The organism is Rhodospirillaceae bacterium, assembly GCA_016722635.1.
In the GTDB taxonomy this organism is placed as follows: domain Bacteria; phylum Pseudomonadota; class Alphaproteobacteria; order JAEUKQ01; family JAEUKQ01; genus JAEUKQ01.
On record JADKIX010000011.1, the window covers coordinates 39,578 to 59,023 of the forward strand.

The 19,446-nt window shown below is 47.2% G+C and carries 17 protein-coding genes, 1 tRNA gene and 2 pseudogenes; 9 read left to right on the top strand and 11 right to left on the bottom strand.

Annotation, left to right across the window (positions count from 1 at the left end; genetic code table 11):
- Positions 1-154 precede the first annotated feature (154 nt).
- The 6 genes and pseudogenes from IPP67_07495 to rplU form a co-directional block, all read right to left on the bottom strand.
- Positions 155-799, bottom strand: a complete 645-nt coding sequence (locus IPP67_07495; GenBank protein MBL0338988.1) for a nicotinate-nucleotide adenylyltransferase — start codon at positions 797-799, stop codon at positions 155-157.
- Positions 796-2,063, bottom strand: a pseudogene (locus tag IPP67_07500) (glutamate-5-semialdehyde dehydrogenase). Before IPP67_07500 ends, IPP67_07495 begins: the two are co-directional and overlap by 4 nt.
- Before the next feature lie 3 nt (positions 2,064-2,066).
- The gene (locus IPP67_07505; GenBank protein ID MBL0338989.1) at positions 2,067-3,242 is read right to left on the bottom strand and encodes a glutamate 5-kinase; all 1,176 of its coding nucleotides are present in this window, start codon (positions 3,240-3,242) and stop codon (positions 2,067-2,069) included.
- Between the two features lie 47 nt (positions 3,243-3,289).
- The gene (obgE, locus tag IPP67_07510) at positions 3,290-4,324 is read right to left on the bottom strand and encodes a GTPase ObgE (GenBank protein MBL0338990.1); all 1,035 of its coding nucleotides are present in this window, start codon (positions 4,322-4,324) and stop codon (positions 3,290-3,292) included.
- Between the two features lie 148 nt (positions 4,325-4,472).
- Positions 4,473-4,736: a 50S ribosomal protein L27 gene (gene rpmA, locus IPP67_07515; GenBank protein ID MBL0338991.1), complete on the bottom strand. Its 264-nt coding sequence runs from the start codon at positions 4,734-4,736 to the stop codon at positions 4,473-4,475.
- 21 nt (positions 4,737-4,757) lie between these two features.
- Positions 4,758-5,066: a 50S ribosomal protein L21 gene (gene rplU / locus IPP67_07520; GenBank protein MBL0338992.1), complete on the bottom strand. Its 309-nt coding sequence runs from the start codon at positions 5,064-5,066 to the stop codon at positions 4,758-4,760.
- Positions 5,067-5,743: 677 nt separating this feature from the next.
- On the opposite strand from rplU, the gene IPP67_07525 reads away from it, so the two are divergent.
- The 4 genes from IPP67_07525 (at position 5,744) to IPP67_07540 (ending at position 7,821) form a co-directional block, all read left to right on the top strand.
- Positions 5,744-6,265 carry a CarD family transcriptional regulator gene (locus IPP67_07525; protein ID MBL0338993.1) on the top strand — a complete coding sequence of 174 codons (522 nt, stop codon included), beginning with the start codon at positions 5,744-5,746 and terminating at the stop codon, positions 6,263-6,265.
- 141 nt (positions 6,266-6,406) lie between these two features.
- The gene (gene tsaA / locus IPP67_07530; protein ID MBL0338994.1) at positions 6,407-6,892 is read left to right on the top strand and encodes a tRNA (N6-threonylcarbamoyladenosine(37)-N6)-methyltransferase TrmO; all 486 of its coding nucleotides are present in this window, start codon (positions 6,407-6,409) and stop codon (positions 6,890-6,892) included.
- A gap of 38 nt (positions 6,893-6,930) precedes the next feature.
- Complete coding sequence (locus IPP67_07535; GenBank protein MBL0338995.1) at positions 6,931-7,563, top strand: phosphatase PAP2 family protein; 633 nt, start codon at positions 6,931-6,933, stop codon at positions 7,561-7,563.
- Positions 7,564-7,635: 72 nt separating this feature from the next.
- Positions 7,636-7,821 (top strand): hypothetical protein, encoded by a 186-nt coding sequence (locus tag IPP67_07540; protein MBL0338996.1) that lies wholly within the window; start codon positions 7,636-7,638, stop codon positions 7,819-7,821.
- Here the strand turns inward: IPP67_07540 and IPP67_07545 are convergent.
- Positions 7,818-8,693 carry a thermonuclease family protein gene (locus tag IPP67_07545; protein ID MBL0338997.1) on the bottom strand — a complete coding sequence of 292 codons (876 nt, stop codon included), beginning with the start codon at positions 8,691-8,693 and terminating at the stop codon, positions 7,818-7,820. The two genes, IPP67_07540 and IPP67_07545, sit on opposite strands and share 4 nt — an antisense overlap.
- Before the next feature lie 63 nt (positions 8,694-8,756).
- Between IPP67_07545 and pip the strand changes: the two genes are divergently transcribed.
- Positions 8,757-9,743 (top strand): prolyl aminopeptidase, encoded by a 987-nt coding sequence (gene pip, locus IPP67_07550; protein MBL0338998.1) that lies wholly within the window; start codon positions 8,757-8,759, stop codon positions 9,741-9,743.
- A 47-nt stretch (positions 9,744-9,790) separates the two neighbouring features.
- Here the strand turns inward: pip and polA are convergent.
- Together polA and IPP67_07560 are read right to left on the bottom strand one after the other, a co-directional pair.
- A pseudogene (gene polA, locus IPP67_07555) lies at positions 9,791-12,656 on the bottom strand (DNA polymerase I).
- Positions 12,657-12,703: 47 nt separating this feature from the next.
- The gene (locus tag IPP67_07560; GenBank protein MBL0338999.1) at positions 12,704-12,868 is read right to left on the bottom strand and encodes a zinc-finger domain-containing protein; all 165 of its coding nucleotides are present in this window, start codon (positions 12,866-12,868) and stop codon (positions 12,704-12,706) included.
- A gap of 172 nt (positions 12,869-13,040) precedes the next feature.
- Here IPP67_07560 and IPP67_07565 point away from each other — a divergent pair, with 172 nt between their 5' ends.
- The 4 genes from IPP67_07565 (at position 13,041) to IPP67_07580 (ending at position 15,211) form a co-directional block, all read left to right on the top strand.
- Complete coding sequence (locus tag IPP67_07565; GenBank protein ID MBL0339000.1) at positions 13,041-13,400, top strand: hypothetical protein; 360 nt, start codon at positions 13,041-13,043, stop codon at positions 13,398-13,400.
- Positions 13,401-13,595: 195 nt separating this feature from the next.
- Positions 13,596-14,561, top strand: coding sequence for an ABC transporter ATP-binding protein (locus IPP67_07570; protein MBL0339001.1), 966 nt, complete (start codon positions 13,596-13,598; stop codon positions 14,559-14,561).
- Positions 14,562-14,671: 110 nt separating this feature from the next.
- Positions 14,672-14,748: transfer RNA gene (locus IPP67_07575), tRNA-Arg, on the top strand.
- 43 nt (positions 14,749-14,791) lie between these two features.
- Positions 14,792-15,211 carry an organic hydroperoxide resistance protein gene (locus IPP67_07580; GenBank protein MBL0339002.1) on the top strand — a complete coding sequence of 140 codons (420 nt, stop codon included), beginning with the start codon at positions 14,792-14,794 and terminating at the stop codon, positions 15,209-15,211.
- A 125-nt stretch (positions 15,212-15,336) separates the two neighbouring features.
- Here IPP67_07580 and IPP67_07585 read toward each other — a convergent pair whose 3' ends face one another.
- A complete protein-coding gene (locus IPP67_07585) occupies positions 15,337-16,920 on the bottom strand; it encodes a DEAD/DEAH box helicase (GenBank protein ID MBL0339003.1) in 1,584 nt (527 codons plus the stop codon).
- Between the two features lie 780 nt (positions 16,921-17,700).
- Complete coding sequence (gene pckA, locus IPP67_07590; protein MBL0339004.1) at positions 17,701-19,233, bottom strand: phosphoenolpyruvate carboxykinase (ATP); 1,533 nt, start codon at positions 19,231-19,233, stop codon at positions 17,701-17,703.
- Between the last annotated feature and the right edge of the window lie 213 nt (positions 19,234-19,446).

Genomic DNA, 19,446 nt, shown 5'->3' on the forward strand with positions numbered 1-19,446 from the left:
GTCTGATCCATTATTCCAAAAAACGATGTTGATACATGGTTTCAATGCTGATTTTAACAACCTGACCCCACATATATATTATATGCGATTATTCCTGTCATTCTTCCTGGAACAGCACAATTTGGTCAAGTAAAATCATTCATCAAAGCTTACTTCATATAACCAAATGCTCGGTTCTGGTTACCTGATCCTTTGCTTGGCCTGACCTTATCTGGGTTGAAGAAAGGAAATTATCAGACCCTCTCAAAAAAACCCAAGCCGGCAACATTTTCTTTTCCCAATTCTGGGCTTGAGCAGGGGTAATCCGGTTTTTGCGAAAAATTTGGGCTGCTTTGCTGGATAAGGCATGCAAAGAATAACCCGGTCTTGAAAAAACCGCCACTGGCACTTGCCTAAAAATATCCCGCCAATGATGCCAGGAAGATATTTGGATCAAATTATCGGCCCCCATCAACCAAATAAAATGATAATTCTGAAAACGCTGCAGCAGCGCTTTTAAGGTATCAGCGCTATAATGCAGGCCAAGTTTGTCCTCAATCTTCGTGATTTTAATTTTTGGATGATCCGCGACCTTTAAGGCTTGCCTAAGCCTTAACCCGGCGGCCGGGGTATGAAAAGAAGATTTCAGCGGATTTTGGGGGGTAACCAGCCACCACACTTGATCCAACCGCAATCTTTTAAGGGCTGCCAAACTAATTTGGCGGTGCCCGGCATGGGCCGGGTTAAACGAGCCCCCTAATAAGCCAATTTTTAAATGTCCTGACCCTGCGTAAATCGAGGTAATTTCCGTTGACCTCATGGACGCAGCTGGCCTTTCCCATGCACCAAATATTTGTAACTGGTCAATTGCTCAGCCCCAACCGGGCCCCTGGCATGTAATTTACCGGTTGAGATGCCGATTTCAGCGCCCATCCCAAACTCTCCCCATCCGCAAATTGGGTAGAGGTGTTGTGCATCACAATGCCTGCATCTACTTTTCTTAAAAATAGGTCAGCGGTAGCCTGATCCTCGGTAATAATCGCCTCGGTATGCCGGGTGCCATATTGGCGGATATGCTCGATAGCCCCCACAACCCCCGCAACCACCCGGACCGAAATAATAGGGGCTAGATATTCCGTATGCCAATCTTCCTCAGTGGCCGCCATAATTTTGCTGTTCAGCTTTTGGGTTGGCAAATCCCCCCTAATCTCACAACCAGCTTGCAGCAAATCTTCCAAAATTGGTGGCAACATCGATAACGCGGCTTGATCAACCAATAAGGTTTCGGTAGCCCCGCAAATACCGGTGCGGCGCATTTTCGCATTCACCACAATTTTTCTGGCCATAGTTGGGTCAGCGGCTTGATCAATATAGGTATGGCACAGCCCCTCCAAATGTCCCAAGATTGGCACTCGGCTTTCCGCTTGTACTTTCGCAACCAGGCTTTTGCCCCCGCGGGGGATAATGAGATCAATAAACTCGCTCATCACTAACATTTCACTAACAGCCGCCCGGTCCGTGGTCGGGACAAATTGAATGGCGCTTATGGGTAATTTTGCTTGCAGTAAGGCGTTTTGCATGATTTGGTGGATCAGCTTAGATGAGGCAAAACTTTCTGAACCACACCGCAAAATAGCCGCATTCCCGGATCTTAAGCATAAAGCCGCGGCATCTGCCGTCACATTGGGACGGGCTTCATAAATAATCCCAATAACCCCCAAGGGAACCGAGATACGTTCAATCCGCAAGCCGTTCGGACGATCCCATGCAGCTAAAATTTTTCCTAAAGGATCCGCTTGGGCAGCGACCGCCTGAACGCTTTTGGCCATCGCTTGCACCCGTTCTGGATTTAACAGCAACCTGTCCATCAAGGCAGGTGTCATATTCTTTTGTTTTGCCCGTTCCAAATCTTGGTGATTTTGGGCAATAATATCGGCCGATTGCCGGATCAGCAGATCGGCATAAATTTTTAAAGCCAGTGTGCGCTGCGTTGACGTATGATCAGCCAATTGGTCAGCAGCTAACTTTGCAGCTTGGCCCATGGCTTTCATTGATGCTTGGATCGGTACTTGTATCTCTGCCATTTTTTATCCGTCCACTAAAGCCATATCATCCCGGTGGATAATTTCTTCCTGGCCTTCATACCCCAAAATGCCTGCAATATCGACGGTTTTTCGGCCCTTAATCGAAGCAATTTCATGGGTGGCATAAGCGCTTAAGCCGCGGGCGATCTCATGATTGGATTGATCCATGATTGCCACCAAATCCCCCCGTTTAAAATTGCCGCGCACTTCTACAACACCGGCAGGCAAAAGGCTTTTACCATTATAAATGGCTTGAACAGCACCCTGATCAATAACCATTTGGCCACTGGGGTTTAACGAACCGGCAATCCACGTTTTTTTAGCCTTCTTCATTTCCGAGGTTGGGATAAACCACGTGCAGCGCCCACCATTTTGGATATGGGATAAGGGAGCCAGTTCTTTGCCATTGGCAATCACCATAGAACATCCCCCCGCCATCGCAATGCGAGCAGCGGCAATTTTCGTGATCATCCCCCCCGAACTATAGCCAACCGGGGGTTTTCCAGCCATATTTTCAATCTCTTCCGTCATTTTGGTCACCATCGGGACAAAAGTGGCCTGTGGGTTTTTACGGGGATCGGCTGTATATAACCCATCAATATCTGAAAGCAGTACCAAAACATCGGCCCCCATCATGGCCGCAACCCTTGCAGCCAGGCGGTCATTATCACCAAAGCGGATTTCCGCAGTCGCCACCGTATCATTTTCGTTAATCACCGGGATCACACCAAATTTCAGCAAGGTATTGATTGTGTTGCGGGCGTTCAAATGCCGCTGCCGATCTTCGGTATCTTCCAGGGTTAACAAAATTTGGGAGGCAATAATCTGATGCTTGGCCAGCATTTCCTGGTACAGGCTGGATAGGCGGATCTGGCCGATGGAGGCGGCTGCCTGCTTTTCCTCCAGTTTTAGTTTTCCTTGAACCAATCCTAACTGACGCCTACCTAAGGCAATGGCACCTGATGAAACAATAATCACTTCCTGACCGCCCTTTTGGGCAGCGGCCACTTCCTGCAACAAAACCTCCAGCCACGCATGGCGGATAAATCCAGGCTGATCTGACATGAGCAAAGCGGAACCGATTTTGATGACCAGTTTTTTTGCCTGATCTAATTTATTCTGGCCTAATTTATCCTGGCCTAATTTATTAGGATGGGCAGATGGGGAATTACCTGTCATTCGATCCTATTCCTTCCCTAAACTTTGAACCAGGCGCAAGACCTTTTTTAGTCGTTACCTGCCGGTTGGTTTTCCAAACTGTTCCTTTGTTGCTTATCTTTGATAATAATTTGGGAAATTTGGCGCAATAAAGGTTTCATCCCCTGCCCGCTGACCGCAGACACCAACCATATCTTTTTTCGTGTATGCTGGCGTAACTCCTGGATTTGTTCGGCCTGGAGCTTTTCATCCATTGCATCTATTTTATTCAGCACAATGATTTCAGATTTTTTAGCCAGCAGGGGATTATACGCTTTCAGTTCCGCACGGATGGTTTTATAAGCCTCGCCAATATTTTCCTGCATCCCATCAATCAAATGGATCAGTACGGAACATCTTTCAATATGGCCAAGGAAGCGGTCGCCCAACCCAGCCCCTTCATGCGCCCCCTCAATTAGGCCCGGGATATCCGCTAAAACGAATTGCTGCTCATCTAAATCAACCAAGCCCAATTGGGGGTGCAGGGTGGTAAAAGGATAATCGGCAATTTTTGGCTTGGCATGGGACGATGCGGCTAAGAAAGTTGATTTTCCGGCATTGGGCAACCCCACCAATCCGGCATCGGCAATTAATTTCAAGCGCAGCCACACCCATTTTTCTTCCCCCAGCCTTCCAGGTTCCGCATAACGTGGCGACTGATTGGTAGAAGATTTAAACTGGCTATTACCGCGCCCTCCGCGACCACCTTTGGCCAAAACAAATTCTTGGCCAGGCTTTACCATGTCGGCCAGCACAACTTCTTTATTTTCGTCTAAAATCTGGGTGCCAACCGGGACCCTCATCATCAAGGTTTTCCCTTTGGACCCGTTCCGCACTTTGCCCATACCGTGATGGCCACGCTCTCCCCTAAAATGTTGCTGATAGCGAAAATCAATCAAGGTATTCAGATTATCTAAAGCCACCACCACCACATCGGCGCCATTGCCACCATCCCCGCCATCGGGGCCGCCAAATTCAACAAATTTTTCGCGGCGGAAGCTGACACAGCCCGCCCCGCCATCACCGGCATGGATGTATAATTTGACTTGATCCAGAAATTTCATCGATACACTTCTTTCTCAAATTGGTCTTTCGCAACTTAGCTAAAAGGCCTTTAATAGGATAAAGGGAAAAAGATCAAATGACCTTTTTCCCTTTCATCTATACAACAATTGTCAGCTAAATCAATGAATTGCTTGTAACCACCAAAGATTATTCTTGGGCAGCCAGGACAACGGAAACATATTTCCTGCCCTTTGAGCCATAATGAAACTGAACCTGGCCCGGGGTTAAAGCAAATAATGTGTGATCGCGACCCATGCCGACATTATTGCCAGGATGAACGGTTGTCCCGCGCTGGCGAACAATAATGTTACCAGCAACAACATGCTCACCACCGAAACTTTTTACGCCTAAGCGCTGGCCCGCACTATCCCGGCCGTTTCTGGAACTACCACCAGCTTTTTTGGTTGCCATATCTGCACTCCTTTAAGAGAATTAGAGGTGAATATCGGTAATTTTAAGAACCGTCACAAATTGGCGGTGACCGCGCTTACGCCGGTAATTGTGCCGCGGTTTTTTCTTAAAAACGATGATCTTGTCACCTTTGGTTTGGTCGATAATTTCTGCCGTCACCAAAGCAGAAGACAGGGCCGAAGCATCCAATTCAAGCCCCTGATCATGATTGACCGCCAATACGTTCAACTCAACCGATTGGCCGACCTCACCTTCCAGACGTTCAACTTTTATAATCTCATCTTTCGTGACACGGTATTGTTTCCCGCCTGTCTGAATAACTGCATACATGTTACCTAAATCCTATGTTAATTGCTTAGCTTTTGCCAGCATCGCCATCAAAAATTCTGCCCTAAACCGCTTTGCTTGAGATGGCCAATTTACAAAAATTGGGCAGATTGTCAATGATTTTTTCAGATAAATTCCTAGGACATGTTATAAAACAAAAATTACCCGGACAGCGGTTCGTTTTATCATTCGTGAAATCTTCGTTAGATCATGGGGAGGGGAAGTAAAAAAAATTAATGGATTTATTTGAAAGAATTTTCATTGGCTGTCATTTTCTAATGATTCCCTAGTTTTTAAAGCCACAATTTTCATTGAATCAATTGTTTCAAGAAACCTTGCCAACCCATTGTTTTTTATGCTATTATATTTCTTGTAGTGATTTTATCCAAACTTTTAATCATCTTAGATTTAAAAAAAACTCAGCGGCTATCTATTAAAAGAAGTTATATAATTTTTTTGGTAGATTTGGTAAGATGGGGTCAGTTTTTTTAATTCTTTGACTTTAAGGGTATAGATCAAATTACTATCGGCTTTTTGTTGGGTTTTGAGGCTTCTGTACTGGGAATAGGCATTTTATTCATTGTTCCTAATAGAGAGGTATTGATCCATCCAGCACCCAGCCGGATTTTTTGGCCACTTTGTTTTAAAATAATCAACTTAAACTCAACAATTTCAGGGATATCATCATGGAACTACCTTATCAGAAAGGCGACTTAGTTGTTTATCCAACGCACGGTGTTGGCCGTGTTATGGGCGTGGAAACCCAGGAATTTTCTGGCACCAAAATTGAAGTTATTTTGATCAATTTTGACAAGGAAAAAATGATGTTGCGCGTGCCGGTATTAAAGGCAAGAAATGCCGGTTTGCGTCGATTAAGCAGCAGGAAGCTAATGGATTCTGCCTTGGGTGCTTTGAAAACTAAATCCCGTGTTAAACGGGCGATGTGGAGCAGGCGGGCCCAAGAATATGAAACAAAGATTAATTCGGGCCATCCGGTCGCCATTGCAGAGGTCGTGCGGGAACTTTACCGGACAGCTTCCGAACAGGAAATGCAATCTTATAGTGAACGGCAAATGTATCAATCGGCACTTGATCGCCTGGTTAGGGAATTGGCTGCAGTTGAAGGCATCGATGAACCGGCAGCTACCGCTAGGCTTGAAAAAGTTTTATCAACCACGACAGCTACCACCGCGGCAGCCTAATTAAGCTTCTGGGGTTTGATGCCTGTCATAAAGGCCATTGAAGGAATTCAATGGCCTTTATATATGGGGAAAATGCTTGACATTTGGGTGTCACTTATTACCCTCATTTTATGCCATTAATAGTGAGGACAGGAGACGGTCATGCCCTTTTCCCCGGCCTGGCAACAAGCCATCCATCTGCAAGCGATTGGCGTGGTGCAAAATCAGCGGCTTCAGCCCATTGATGATCAATGGGGCAAAGAAATATCGGTGATCGAACTAGATGCAGCCCGCTTTAAGCCGGATTCTTTAAAAGGCTTGGAGAGTTTTTCGCATCTCTATGTTCTGTTTTATATGCATTTGGTGCAATCCCCTGAAATAGTCACAGGCGCCCGTCATCCGCGCGGCCAGAAAAATTGGCCGGAGGTTGGCATTTTTGCCCAGCGCGCCAAAGGCCGACCCAACCAATTGGGCCTCTCCGTTTGTGAATTGGTCGGGGTGAAAGATACCTTAATTACTGTCAAGGGGTTGGATGCGATCCATGAAACACCTGTTTTAGATATCAAACCCTATTTTCAGGAATTTGCCCCAAGAACACCGGTCAAACAGCCCATTTGGGTTCGTGAATTGATGAAAAATTATTATTAGCCTGAAGATATTAGGCAGCTGAAAGAACGGGGCAGCGGATGACCATTAAAGAAATGATCTATGATTGGGGCGGATTGAATACCCATTTGTTTTATGTGATCAATAATATTCAGAGTGCTTTATATCATAAATTCATGATCCTCGGCACCCTGCTTGGGGAAACCAAAATTTTCCCCGTTTATATCCTGTTGATTGTTGGATTTGCGTATGATGATTTAAAACGCCGGAAAAATTTGCAGGCAACCGATTATCCCGAATACCGGGAACGTTGGCTAAAAGCCATCACCGTGATCACCATCGGATTTTTCATTGACGTCCTGTGGGTGTGGTATTTGAAAGGTTATCTAGAGATGCCCCGCCCCTTTATTGCCCTGCCAACTGGCACCGTCACCCAGTTGGTGAACGAAAGTCCCTTTAGCAGTTTCCCCAGTGGGCATTCCTGTTTTGCCATGCTGCTGGCGGCAGGTTTATGGCCGATGCTTGGAAAGATGGGCAAGGCATTGGCTGTTTTTTATGTGGTTTGGGTTGCCCTGTCCCGCCTGGCCGTGGGTGTTCATTTTCCGGCAGATGTGGTGGGGACGCTACTGCTATCTTTCCTGGTCGTTGGCACCCTGCGGTTGTTGGTCAATCGGATATATCTATTTTGGCCAAAACATCGACTGACAAAATGATCCTAATTATTTAAGAATCAATGATCTTCGGTTGGATTAAAAAACCCCGGCTTTTTTCAAAGCCGGGGCAAGTTGTTACCTATTTATCAATTTACCTGCTGTTTATTGGCAATTGCGTACCATGCCGTCCGTCGCATCCGCCGCATCACAGGTATGAGCGTTTGGCATCATAATATTGGCCGATTGATTGCCCCATTATCCGTTATAAAAACCAATCAATTGAACCCTAATATAGGAAAAAAAGGATTATTAAATTAAGGCATGGGAAGAACTTCTATTTGTTCGGGATGGGTGACCTCAATCATCGGGCCATTTTTATTTTCAACCCAACCGCGCACGCTGATTGTTTGGCCCTGCAGCTGCATGATATCAATCCCTTCCGACAGAAACCATTCAACGCTTGCAAACTTTATTTCCACCGTAAAATCCGTACGCCAATTCTCCTGAAAATTCAGGTAAACCATTTCTTTATTTTTGGCAACCGCCAGCACCTTGCCCTCAACAATTTGAAAGGAACCCACCGGCCCAACTTTATCAGGCGATTGAATGGCGTAATAATCATCCGCCCATATACCCAAATGTTGCACGCGTGCTGTCTTTTCTATGGCAAGCATTTCCCGGACAATCCGCCGATTATCCGGGAAACTATAGACGCGGCCCCACCCATGTAACAACATTTCCTCCTGCAACCATTTGCCATCCTCGGTCACGACATGGGCAAGCAACCGGCGGTTATGGTCAACAATTTGCTGCCCAACATATAATTGAACCTTTTTCCCCAGCGTCGATTGCACCAGGAAATCCTTCGCATCATTTGCTTTTGGCCAATCCATAAAATTCGGTCGACCCAACCCCAATTTAGGCGCCTGGATGCCAACCAGCCTGACTTGCTGGCCTTCTTCCAAAACAATGGTATCCCCATCAATGACTTCACGGACGGTGGCGCTGAATAAAAAAACCAATTGATGATGGATAAAAGGATGATTCACCGCAAAAACTTTCTCCGCTAAACAGCTGGAAAATACCATAACCACGAAAAAATAATAAAATTTCTGCCGCCAATTAACAGGGTGGAATGCCAAGATAGACAGAGTCGTGCAAAAAAACCTATCTGTATCTTTCAATTGCATTATTCCAACCTTAGTTTTATGATTTATGAAAATATTCCTATTTGCTAAAGCGGATTATCAATCATGTCAAATACAAGCCCAAAAGATAAAATTTGGGATTTTTACCCCCCAATCGAACCTTACCGTACCGAATATTTAAAAATGGGTAAATACCATCAAATTTATGTGGAAGAAAGCGGCAACCCGAAGGGGGTGCCGGTCGTTTTCCTGCATGGCGGCCCTGGGGCTGGGGCTGGCCCCAACCACCGGCGTTTTTTTGATCCCAGTTTTTACCGGATTATTATTTTCGATCAACGGGGGGCTGGCCGCTCAAAACCTTTGGGGGAAATCCGCGAAAACACCACACCCTTGCTGATTGAGGATATAGAAACCATCCGCCGTCATTTAAAAATTGACCGGTGGATGGTGTTTGGCGGTTCTTGGGGCAGCACCCTGGCCATTGCTTATGCGGAAACCCATCCCGAGCGTTGCATCGCCCTGGCCCTGCGTGGCATCTTTTTATGCCGCCCCAGCGAAATTGATTGGTTCTTATATGGGCTAAAGATGTTGGCACCAGTCGAGTGGAAAATGTTTTCAGAATTCTTGCCCGAACATGAGCGGTCGGATTTATTAAGGAATTATTACCGGCGGTTATTTCATCCTGATCCGGCGGTTTATATGCCAGCCGCCAAATCCTGGAGCATTTATGAAGGCAGTTGTTGCACCCTCCTCCCCAATCCTGATTACGTGGCAAGCTTCGGCGATGATCGGATGGCGTTAGGCTTGGCTAGGATGGAGGCGCATTATTTCCTGCATGATATTTTCCTGCCCCCCAATTCCTTGCTTGAAAACGTGCATCGGATCAAACACATTCCCGCAACCATCGTGCAAGGGCGGTATGATCTGGTCTGCCCGATTGAAACCGCAGCCGAATTGGTTGCCCATTGGCCGGAGGCGGAATATATTGTGGTGAATGATGCCGGTCACGCAGCGATTGAACCAGGCATTAAAGCCAATTTGATTGGGGCCATGGAACGCTTAAAATCCTTAGCAAATAAGGCACATAAATAAGCAGGCAACCCGAAAATATCAGCCTTGAAGCGCCTGCTTAATTGGGGTTAGTGAGCGATGGCCCAGTGGGCGCCCGCCCCAGCCTCAACGGTTAAGGGGACCGATAAATTGACCGCCGGTTGATGGGCGTGCTCCATTAAAGGACAAATTAGTTTTTTGGCGGCCTCAACTTGCCCTAACGGTAATTCAAATAATAATTCATCATGTACCTGCAGGATCATTTTGATATCCAAGTTGGTTTCCCCTAAGGCCGCAGCCACCCGGATCATTGCCCGTTTGATAACATCTGCCGCTGATCCTTGGAGTGGCGCGTTAATGGCCGCGCGTTCCGCAAAGCCCCGGCGTGCCGCATTTTTATCGTTAATTCCTGGCACATAACATCTTCGGCCAAATAACGTTTTGACAAACCCCTGTTGCCTGGCCACTTGGCGGATATGTTCCATATAATCGCGGATACCCGGATACATACTGAAATACTGCATCATGTAATTTTTGGCTTCATTCACCCCCACATTAATCTGCCGGGCCAACCCAAACGGGCTCATCCCGTAAATAATGCCGAAATTAATCGCCTTGGCCCGGCGCCTGGTGCTTGGGTCAATTTGCGCCAGTGGGATATTAAAAACTTGCGAGGCCGTTAGGGCGTGGATATCTATCCCTTGCCGGAAAGCTTCCTTGAGCGATTCCACATCCGCAATATGCGCCATCAAGCGCAATTCAATTTGGGAATAATCAACCGATAACAGGCACTTCCCTTCATCCGCAATAAAAGCATGGCGGATTTTACGGCCGTCCTCGGTTCTAATGGGAATGTTTTGCAGATTGGGATCATTTGAGCTTAAACGCCCGGTTGACGTGGAGCTAAGGGCAAAAGACGTATGGACCCGACCGGTTTTCGGGTGGATTTGGGTTGGCAAGGTATCGGAATAGGTGTTTTTCAGTTTACTGAGTTCCCGCCACTCCAAGATCATATTCGGCAAGGGATGCCCGTCCTCCGCCAAATCGTCCAACACGTCGGACGCCGTGCTGAAAGCGCCTGTTTTATTTTTTTTCCCGGATTTCAACCCCAATTTATCAAACAAAATTGTCCCCAATTGTTTGGGCGAGCCGATATTAAACTCCTCCCCCGCCAACTGATATATTTGATTGGCAATCCCTTGCATTTTATTTAAAAAATAACGGGATAATGTAGCAAGCTCCTGGGGATCAATTTTAACCCCATTCCTTTCTATTTGCACAATGACGGGCACCAAGGGCCGATCGATTGTTTCATAAACGGTTAATAAAGATTGCCGCACCAACCGAGGTTTTAAAATAAGGTAAAGGGCCATGGTGACCGCTGCATCTTCTGCCGCATAATCCCGCGCTTTATCTAAAGGCACGTAATCAAAAGTGATTTGGTTTTTGCCAGATCCTGCCACATCTTGGAATTTGATGGTATGATGGCCTAAATGCAGCAGGGCCAATTCATCCAACCCGTGCCCATGCGCCCCGCCATCCAACACATAAGACATCAGCATGGTATCATCAAGGGAACGAATGCCGACATCGTAGTGCGCAAAAATAATCTGATCATATTTAATGTTATGGCCGATTTTAAGGATTGAGGGATCCGCCAAAACGGGTTTCAGCAACTCCAAAGCTCGCATCATCGGCATTTGCCGGATGGAGGAAGCATCGGTTTTTTCTGAAAACAATTCATTGGCTGACGGCAATTGATGGGCCAGCGGGATATAGCAGGCAGACCCTGATGGCAAAGCCAGCGAAATACCCACCAAATTAGCTTTCATGGCCTCAATTGAGGTAGTTTCCGTGTCAATGGCCACGATGCCTATTTGCCTGATTTGCCCAATCCAACTGATCAGGCGGCTTTCTTCCTGGATCAATTCATAAGCGCTTGGCGTGACCGTAAAAATTGCCGGTTGATTTTGCCCGATGGGGGCAACCACCACATCCGATTTATTGTCCGGTACCGGTTGCTTCGTTTCCTTAGCTTCGACTCCAGGCAAGGATTGACCTTGCTGAACTTTGCTTAAGATCGAACGAAACCCGTTTTCCTGAAGGAATGCGGCCAGTTGGGGAAGCTCTAATTGTTGCCTGGGCCAATTCCTCAAGCGTAAAAGGCAACGGGACATCGGCCCGTAAATTCACCAATTGGCGGCTTAATTTTAATATATCAACTGATTCTTCAAGGATTTGCCGCCGCTTACCCACCGGCATATTTGATAATTGCATCAATAATTGTTCAACACTGCCATATTGGATAATCAATTCGGCAGCCGTTTTGGGGCCAATGCCGCGAACACCGGGAATATTGTCGCTGCTATCCCCCATCAGTGCCAGAACTTCGGCCACCTTTTCCGGTGGCACCCCAAATTTTTCAATCACTTCATCCCGCCCAATCCGCCGTTGACGGATGGGATCCAGCATCTCGACCCCTTCCCCCACCAACTGCATCAAATCTTTATCGGATGAGATAATGGTCACCGGCCACTGCCGCTCACGGACAATCCGGCAATAACTGGCAATCAAGTCGTCTGCTTCAAAACCGGCCGCTTCAATGACTTTAAAACCTAAGGCGGTAGTTGCCTCGCGGATAAGGGCGAATTGCGGCACTAATTCCGGCGGCGGTGGCGGACGGTGGGCCTTATATTGGTCATAAAGCTGGCTGCGGAATGTATAGCGGCCGCTATCAAAAATAATCAAGATGATGGCATTCTCTTTTTTCTCGCGCAGGCGCATCATCATGGTGGTAAAGCCGTAAACCGCATTCACCGGCGTGCCATCCGCCCGTGATAAGGGTGGCAAGGCATGAAAAGCCCGAAAAATATAGCCCGACGCATCCACCAAATACACATGTGGGGCGGTTGAGGAAACAGGAGCTAGGGAGTGCGGGGGATGGTCATTGTTCAATTTTTTTGACACCGGTTAAGTGATTTGAAGAAAATCAATATCCTATTTTAATGATCCGCTGTCACATTTGCTGCACTGTCCCATTCAAACCGTTTGCTGCAATAGGGGCATTCCACCCAGCCCCTGGAACCGATGGTCATATAAATCCTGGGGTGGCCTGCCGCCCCCTTGCCGCCATCGCAATTGACGGTTTTAGTGGGTGATTTGATCATTGGGCTAATTGCTGGTGTCATGGCCATGATTTCCTAAAATTTTTAACCATTCATATTATGATGGAATCATAGGGCGTATCAAGAGATAATATGTCGAAAACATTTTGTCATGTGCGCCAAATCCTTCAAAAAGATAAAGTAAAGCGCCTGAATAGTTGAAAAGGATAAATCAATGCCACGTAAATACGATATTCTTTCATTTTCGGCTCGCATCAGGGAAAAAGCAACGTTAGCCGAAATTGCTGAACGGGTAGGCAAGGCCCTAGGCTGCCATTTTGCCAAAGGCTGGGCCAGCCATTTTCGCGAAGGGGAAGAAGTGTTGGTGGCTGAAACCTTGGGGATGCTTATGGAAATCAGCGCTGGCCTAAGACATGATGAACCTAAGGAGAAAATATCCACTTATTTTTTAATGGGATGGACCCATGATCGTTTGGAAGCAAAATGGCCAATTGAGCAGACAGTTATCAATATCACACCTTATATCCTTCAAATCCTGCACACCCTTGACAGTCCCCACTGGGACGCGCGATAGCGGGAATAAATTAATAGGAAAACAGATCTCAACCGCAATTGATTTAAGGAGGCGCTGATCGTTATGGACCAAGATGCTTCTTTTTTACCTGCCCTATTTTCTGTTTACTTGATTGACCTTTCTATCCGTGAAGAATATGTTTTTTATTCGTTAAAGAATCATTTCATCATTTGCCCCCGAACCCTTTGAGGATGCATGTCCTTCATTTTTTTAGAAAACCAGCAAAATCCTGATTTTGCCATCCAGGTAAAAGACTTATCAAAAAGTTACCCGGCGTCCAAACGCCGACCGGCGGTAAGCGCCTTGAAAAACATTTCCCTGCAAATCCCAAGGGGAAGTTTCTTTGGCTTACTTGGGCCAAATGGGGCGGGTAAATCAACCCTGATTAATATCTTGGGGCAAATGGTCAACAAAACCTCAGGCCAAGTTGAAATCTGGGGCATTGACCAGGAGAAAAATCCGCGGGCGGCCGCATCCGCCATCGGCATCGTCCCCCAGGAATTAAATATGGACCCCTTTTTCACACCCGAGAAATTGCTGGATTTACAAGCGGGGTTATACGGCGTGCCAAAGAAACAACGGCGTACCAAAGAAATATTGGCGGCCCTTAATTTAAGCGATAAAGCCACCTCTTACGCCCGTTCTTTATCCGGGGGGATGCGGCGACGTTTAATGGTTGCGAAAGCCATGGTGCATATGCCCCCCATCTTGGTTTTAGATGAACCGACGGCCGGGGTTGACATTGAACTGCGTAAACAATTATGGGAATATATGGTCGCCTTAAACCAGCAAGGGGTGACTATCCTTCTGACCACCCATTATTTGGAAGAAGCGCAGCAATTATGCGACCGGATTGCGATTATCCATCGCGGCCAAATCACCGCCAACGACACCAAAAAAGCGCTGTTAGGAAAACTGGATTCAAAAGAGCTGATTGTCAGGTTGGGTCAACCGCTAAGCTCTATCCCCCCACTTTTGGCTAATCTGGCGCCGCGCTTGAGCGGCCCCCAAGAATTACGCTTGGTTTATAAGCCATCCCAAACCTCGATGGGGGAGATTTTACAAAAGATTCAACAGGCGGGCCTAGAAATTGTTGACCTCAGCACCATTGAAACCAATTTGGAAGACATTTTCATCTCTTTTACCCGGGATGTTGCCTAGCCCATATTTTGCTGATCTTGATAGGCCGGTAATCAAGGAACTTTGATTCCGGGGCCATCATTGGAATTGCCTTTATTTTTTTGTTTAAATAAGATAAGGGATAAGATACCGCACCCGTAGCTCAGCTGGATAGAGCGTTGCCCTCCGAAGGCAAAGGTCGAGCGTTCGAATCGCCCCGGGTGCACCATTTTCCAAAAACTTATTTATCCGCAGCAGTAAAGGAAATCCCCATGACCCCACTTTATACCGCTACAGCCAGTGCTACCGCGGGCCGTACTGGTAAAGTCACCAGCAGTGATAATAAACTAAACCTTGCTTTATCCGTACCTAAGGAATTAGGGGGTGATAGTGGGGCAGGAACGAACCCCGAGCAACTATTTGCCGCCGGATATGCCGCCTGTTTTGGGGGGGCCTTAACGCTGATTGCCAAACAACAAAAAATAAACCTTAGTTCTGTAACCATTACCGCCAATGTCTCAATCGGCAAGGAAGGTGACGGCTATAAATTGAGCGTTCACTTGGAAGGAAAATTGCCGGGCATCCCTAGCAAAGACGCCACCATGCTCATGGAGAAAGCCCATCAGTTTTGTCCCTATTCTAAAGCTACCAAGGGAAATATTGATGTGCGGTTATCCGTTAAATCGCTATAGATCGGCCATTCATTTTACCACTAGCCCATTTTAACACTATCGCCAGTTTCTCATAAATTTAAGGGTGGCCAATTTGGCCACCCTTATTTTCACGTATCCTCAAATCCTATTAATCTGAACCAAAATTAACGTTCATTCACCCGCGCGAATTTGCGGTCAGACGGGGCGCGCCTGGCACGGAAGGCATCTTCCCCCGTACTTCTTGGCTTCCTTGCTTCAAATGTACGTGGTTGTCCTGCCTCAAAAGACCTACCAAAACTTTTCTTAGCCGCTGGTTTAAAAGCATCGTCGCCTTGACGTTCCCTTTTCACAAAGGGGCCACGGCGGCTTTCAAAGGGCTGGGCATTATCCGGCTTGTCTAAGCCAAAACGGCTTGGCCGTGGCCTGCTGGAACGAGCCTGAAAATCACCGCTACGTTCCGCCTTGGCCTCAAATTGTTCCGGTTGACGCCTTCTTTCCCCGGCATCACCTGCCTCTTTGCGGGGACGGAAGCCTTCGCCACCACGAAATCTAGCGCCTGACCCGCTGCGGCGGTCGCCTGAAGCTCCGTCTTCTTGACGCGGTTGACGCGGCCGGAACCCACTGGGACGCCCCTCACCCGCACGTTCCCCGCCCCGCTTACGCGCAAAACCTGCGCCAGCAGCTGACTTATGACCAGATTTTGGTCCCGGTGCAATTTTTTCATTCGGGTTCATCAAGCGGTGGATTGCCTTCCATTTAGCCCCATCTTGCGGGGTGATTAAACAGACTGCCGAACCTTCCGCCCCGGCACGTGCCGTGCGGCCAATCCGGTGAATGTAATCTTCCGGGCATTGCGGCAAATCATAATTAATGACATGCTCAATATGCGGAATATCCAAGCCGCGGGCCGCGATATCGGTTGCCACCAAAATCCGGTTTTTCTGATTACGGAAGGCGTGAATCACGCGGTCACGCTTATTTTGCCGCAAATCGCCATGGATGGTATCAACACTATGTTCATCCTTATCCAATTTGCCGGTCAGTTTTTCTGCACCCCACTTGGTTTTCACAAACACCAGGATAGACCCCTGACGTTGGTCCAACTGGGTGACTAAATGACCATATTTCTCTGCTTCGGAGGTGTGAATCAATTCCTGTTTGATTTTCTCAACCGGCGTAGTAGCAGACCCAACGGCAATGCGCACCGGGTCTTTCACGTATTTTTGTGATAATTTGATAATATCGTTCGGCATGGTTGCCGAAAATAATAAGGTCTGACGTTTCGCCGTCAAATATTTGGCGATTCTTTCCAGCTGCACCCCAAATCCCATATCGAGCATCCGGTCGGTTTCATCAAGCACCAGAAAATCCGTTTCATTCAGCATCAAGGTGCCACGGGTTAAATGGTCGTTAATACGGCCAGGCGTGCCAGCAATGATGCGGGGCCTCATCCGCAATTGCTGCAGCTGCTTTTGCATGGAATCACCGCCAATTAAAAGGGCGGTTTTAATCGTGCTGTTTTTGCCAAGCAGTTTTTGGATCATATCCAATACTTGGGTTGCCAACTCCCGGGTTGGGGTTAAAATTAGCGAATGGCTGCGCGGGTTGGCCAATAACTTAACGATCATCGGAATGGCAAAGGCCGCGGTTTTACCGGTGCCTGTTTGGGCCGAACCCAAAATATCCCGTCCTTCCAAGGCAGGCGGAATGGCCTGGGCCTGGATCGGGGTTGGTATTAAAAATTGCATTTGCTCAAGTGAGCGCAGCAGCGGCTGGGGTAACCCCATCGATAGAAAATCTTGCATTGTTATATCCTTCAACGGGTATCAACCCGTTATGTTGTAAAAATTAATAAAAAGGATTGATCCAATTGATCAGGCAGCCATCACTCTTATTTTGATAAAAAATAAGATGACCAGCCTGAACAAGAACGATGCAGATTATATATCGGCAGATAAAAAGTGCGCCAATGACCATCGTTGCTTTGCAGTTCAACCCAATAAAGCCAGAACCTTGATCAGGAGAAAACATCACCCGACAAGGTGATGATCATTATCCCGCAAGATCATCGCGTTACATTGTTACCCAACACGGGTAAACCGAGTCCTGTAGCTGCACGTTCCCATGAAGGGAAGCCCAGCAACTCTTGGACAAACGCTATAAGGATCCTATAATCTTGGGAATCTTATGTATCCTGGGGATACCCTGCTGTGAACGGTTTTAACCAAGACAGCAGCCTGCAGAAGCAAAGAGTATATACGGTAACTCAGGCGCTATTATACATATCAACAATTGAAAAGCAAGCTTATTCCTATATGACACTGTTTTTATTCCATAACAGCGGCTGATTGCCTGATTCATAGCGATTTTATTCCAAGCAATAAGCAGGCATATTTATTGATGCCATTTTTATGGTGGAATGAACCACGGTGCGTTCAAACCCCAACAAACCAAAGATCTGTCGGATACAAAAAATGCCGGAGATCGTAAAACCTCCGGCACTCTCAACCCCGTTATTGCGTGTCGGCTTACAATACAGGGCCTGCGGCTGATACAGCGGCTGAAACACTAAATTTTTTGAAGTTGTTGCGGAAATTCTCAATCAATTTTTTGGCATTTTCGCTATATTCAGCTTGGTTTTTCCATCCCTTGCGTGGATCAAGCAACGCCGCATCAACCCCTTTCAACACTTTGGGAATGGCAAAACGGAATCCGGGCAATTCCGTGTACTCGGCTTTTTGCAAATCACCTGAAAGTATCCCGGTGATAACAGCCCTGGTTACCGGAATATCAAACCGTTTCCCGCCCTTCCCAAACCCACCCCCTGCCCAGCCGGTATTGACCAGGTAAACCGGGCAAGACGTTTGCTCTAAGCGCCGCAATAATAAATCTGTATATACTTTGGCTGGACGCGGGAAGAAAGGGGCGCCGAAACAAACGCTGAAAGTGGGCTCAATCCCCGCGGTACTGCCAACCTCCGTGCTGCCCACCCGGGCGGTGTAGCCGCTTAAGAAATAATAGGCAGCCTGTTCCTTGGTTAAGCGCGCAACCGGCGGCAAGACACCATATAAATCACAGCTTAAGAAAATAACAGCCTTAGGATGCCCGGCTTGATTGGCAACCACCCGTTTTTCGATATATTCCAGCGGATAAGCCGCCCGGCCGTTTTGGCTTAAACTGTCATCCTCATATTTTGGCTGCAGGGTTTTGGGATCCAGGACGACATTTTCCAAAACCGTGCCTTGACGGATGGCGTTCCAAATCACCGGCTCCCGCTCTTGCGATAAATTGATGCATTTGGCGTAACAACCGCCTTCAAAATTGAAAATTCCCTTCGCACTCCACCCATGTTCATCATCGCCAATTAAAAAGCGGGCAGGATCAGCAGACAGGGTGGTTTTCCCCGTGCCCGATAAGCCAAAAAACAGGGCAACATCGCCTTTATCCCCTACATTGGCAGCACAGTGCATCGGCAACACATCTTGCGGAGGAACCAAGAAATTCAACACCGAGAACATGGCCTTTTTCATCTCGCCCGCATAACGCAGTCCGCACAGCAGGATGCGGTGATTGGTGAAATCCAGCATCAGGGCTGCATCACTATTCACCCCATCCAACTTCGCATCGGTTGCAAGTCCGCTGGCATTCAGCATGGTCCAATTTTTCTTTTCCTCCATCACCCCTGATTCGCGAATAAACAAATTCTGGCAGAACAAAATATGCCAAGCCAAATCGCTGGTCACATGCACACTAAGTTGGTAAGCGGGATCAGCCGCAACCTTCAGGCGCGCGCTGAAGGTTTCCCGCCCCTTCATATATTGCTGGGCTTTTTGCCATAAGGCTTCAAAAACTTGCGGGGTAACTGCCTGGTTAACACTGCCCCAATCAACTGCCGAATCAGTGGTTGGATCGCGAACGATAAAACGGTCTTTTGGTGATCTGCCGGTGCGTTTGCCGGTTGCCACAACCAATGCTTTGTTGCTGGCCAAAACCCCCTCTTTGCGCTGAAGGGCCTTATTAACCAGGGTTTCACTAGACGGATTTTGTGGTGGTGACGGAATTAGTGTTGGATGCTACGGATTTCATGCATTTTCCCCGTTAAAGATATGGAACAATCAATGGACAATGAAGTGAGAGGCGACCGTCGGTGTCATCGGTACCAAGCATAACAAGCTTCTCAAAAAATTCCAGCTGTTCTTGAAAAGGAAATTAGCCATTGATATTCGCTGCGACAATCCTGAATTTTTATGGGGTGACTATTTGAAAATAATTAT

Excerpts from the sequence above, each read along its gene's own strand:
- IPP67_07565 (MBL0339000.1), top strand. The coding sequence starts at position 13,041 with ATGCCACGTAAATACGATATTCTTTCATTTTCGGCTCGCATCAGGGAA.
- IPP67_07560 (MBL0338999.1), bottom strand. The coding sequence starts at position 12,868 with ATGATCAAATCACCCACTAAAACCGTCAATTGCGATGGCGGCAAGGGG.
- IPP67_07585 (MBL0339003.1), bottom strand. The coding sequence starts at position 16,920 with ATGCAATTTTTAATACCAACCCCGATCCAGGCCCAGGCCATTCCGCCT.
- rpmA (MBL0338991.1), bottom strand. The coding sequence starts at position 4,736 with ATGGCAACCAAAAAAGCTGGTGGTAGTTCCAGAAACGGCCGGGATAGT.
- rplU (MBL0338992.1), bottom strand. The coding sequence starts at position 5,066 with ATGTATGCAGTTATTCAGACAGGCGGGAAACAATACCGTGTCACGAAA.
- IPP67_07535 (MBL0338995.1), top strand. The coding sequence starts at position 6,931 with ATGACCATTAAAGAAATGATCTATGATTGGGGCGGATTGAATACCCAT.
- IPP67_07505 (MBL0338989.1), bottom strand. The coding sequence starts at position 3,242 with ATGACAGGTAATTCCCCATCTGCCCATCCTAATAAATTAGGCCAGGAT.
- IPP67_07570 (MBL0339001.1), top strand. The coding sequence starts at position 13,596 with ATGTCCTTCATTTTTTTAGAAAACCAGCAAAATCCTGATTTTGCCATC.
- IPP67_07545 (MBL0338997.1), bottom strand. The coding sequence starts at position 8,693 with ATGCAATTGAAAGATACAGATAGGTTTTTTTGCACGACTCTGTCTATC.
- obgE (MBL0338990.1), bottom strand. The coding sequence starts at position 4,324 with ATGAAATTTCTGGATCAAGTCAAATTATACATCCATGCCGGTGATGGC.
- IPP67_07580 (MBL0339002.1), top strand. The coding sequence starts at position 14,792 with ATGACCCCACTTTATACCGCTACAGCCAGTGCTACCGCGGGCCGTACT.
- IPP67_07495 (MBL0338988.1), bottom strand. The coding sequence starts at position 799 with ATGAGGTCAACGGAAATTACCTCGATTTACGCAGGGTCAGGACATTTA.
- tsaA (MBL0338994.1), top strand. The coding sequence starts at position 6,407 with ATGCCCTTTTCCCCGGCCTGGCAACAAGCCATCCATCTGCAAGCGATT.
- pip (MBL0338998.1), top strand. The coding sequence starts at position 8,757 with ATGTCAAATACAAGCCCAAAAGATAAAATTTGGGATTTTTACCCCCCA.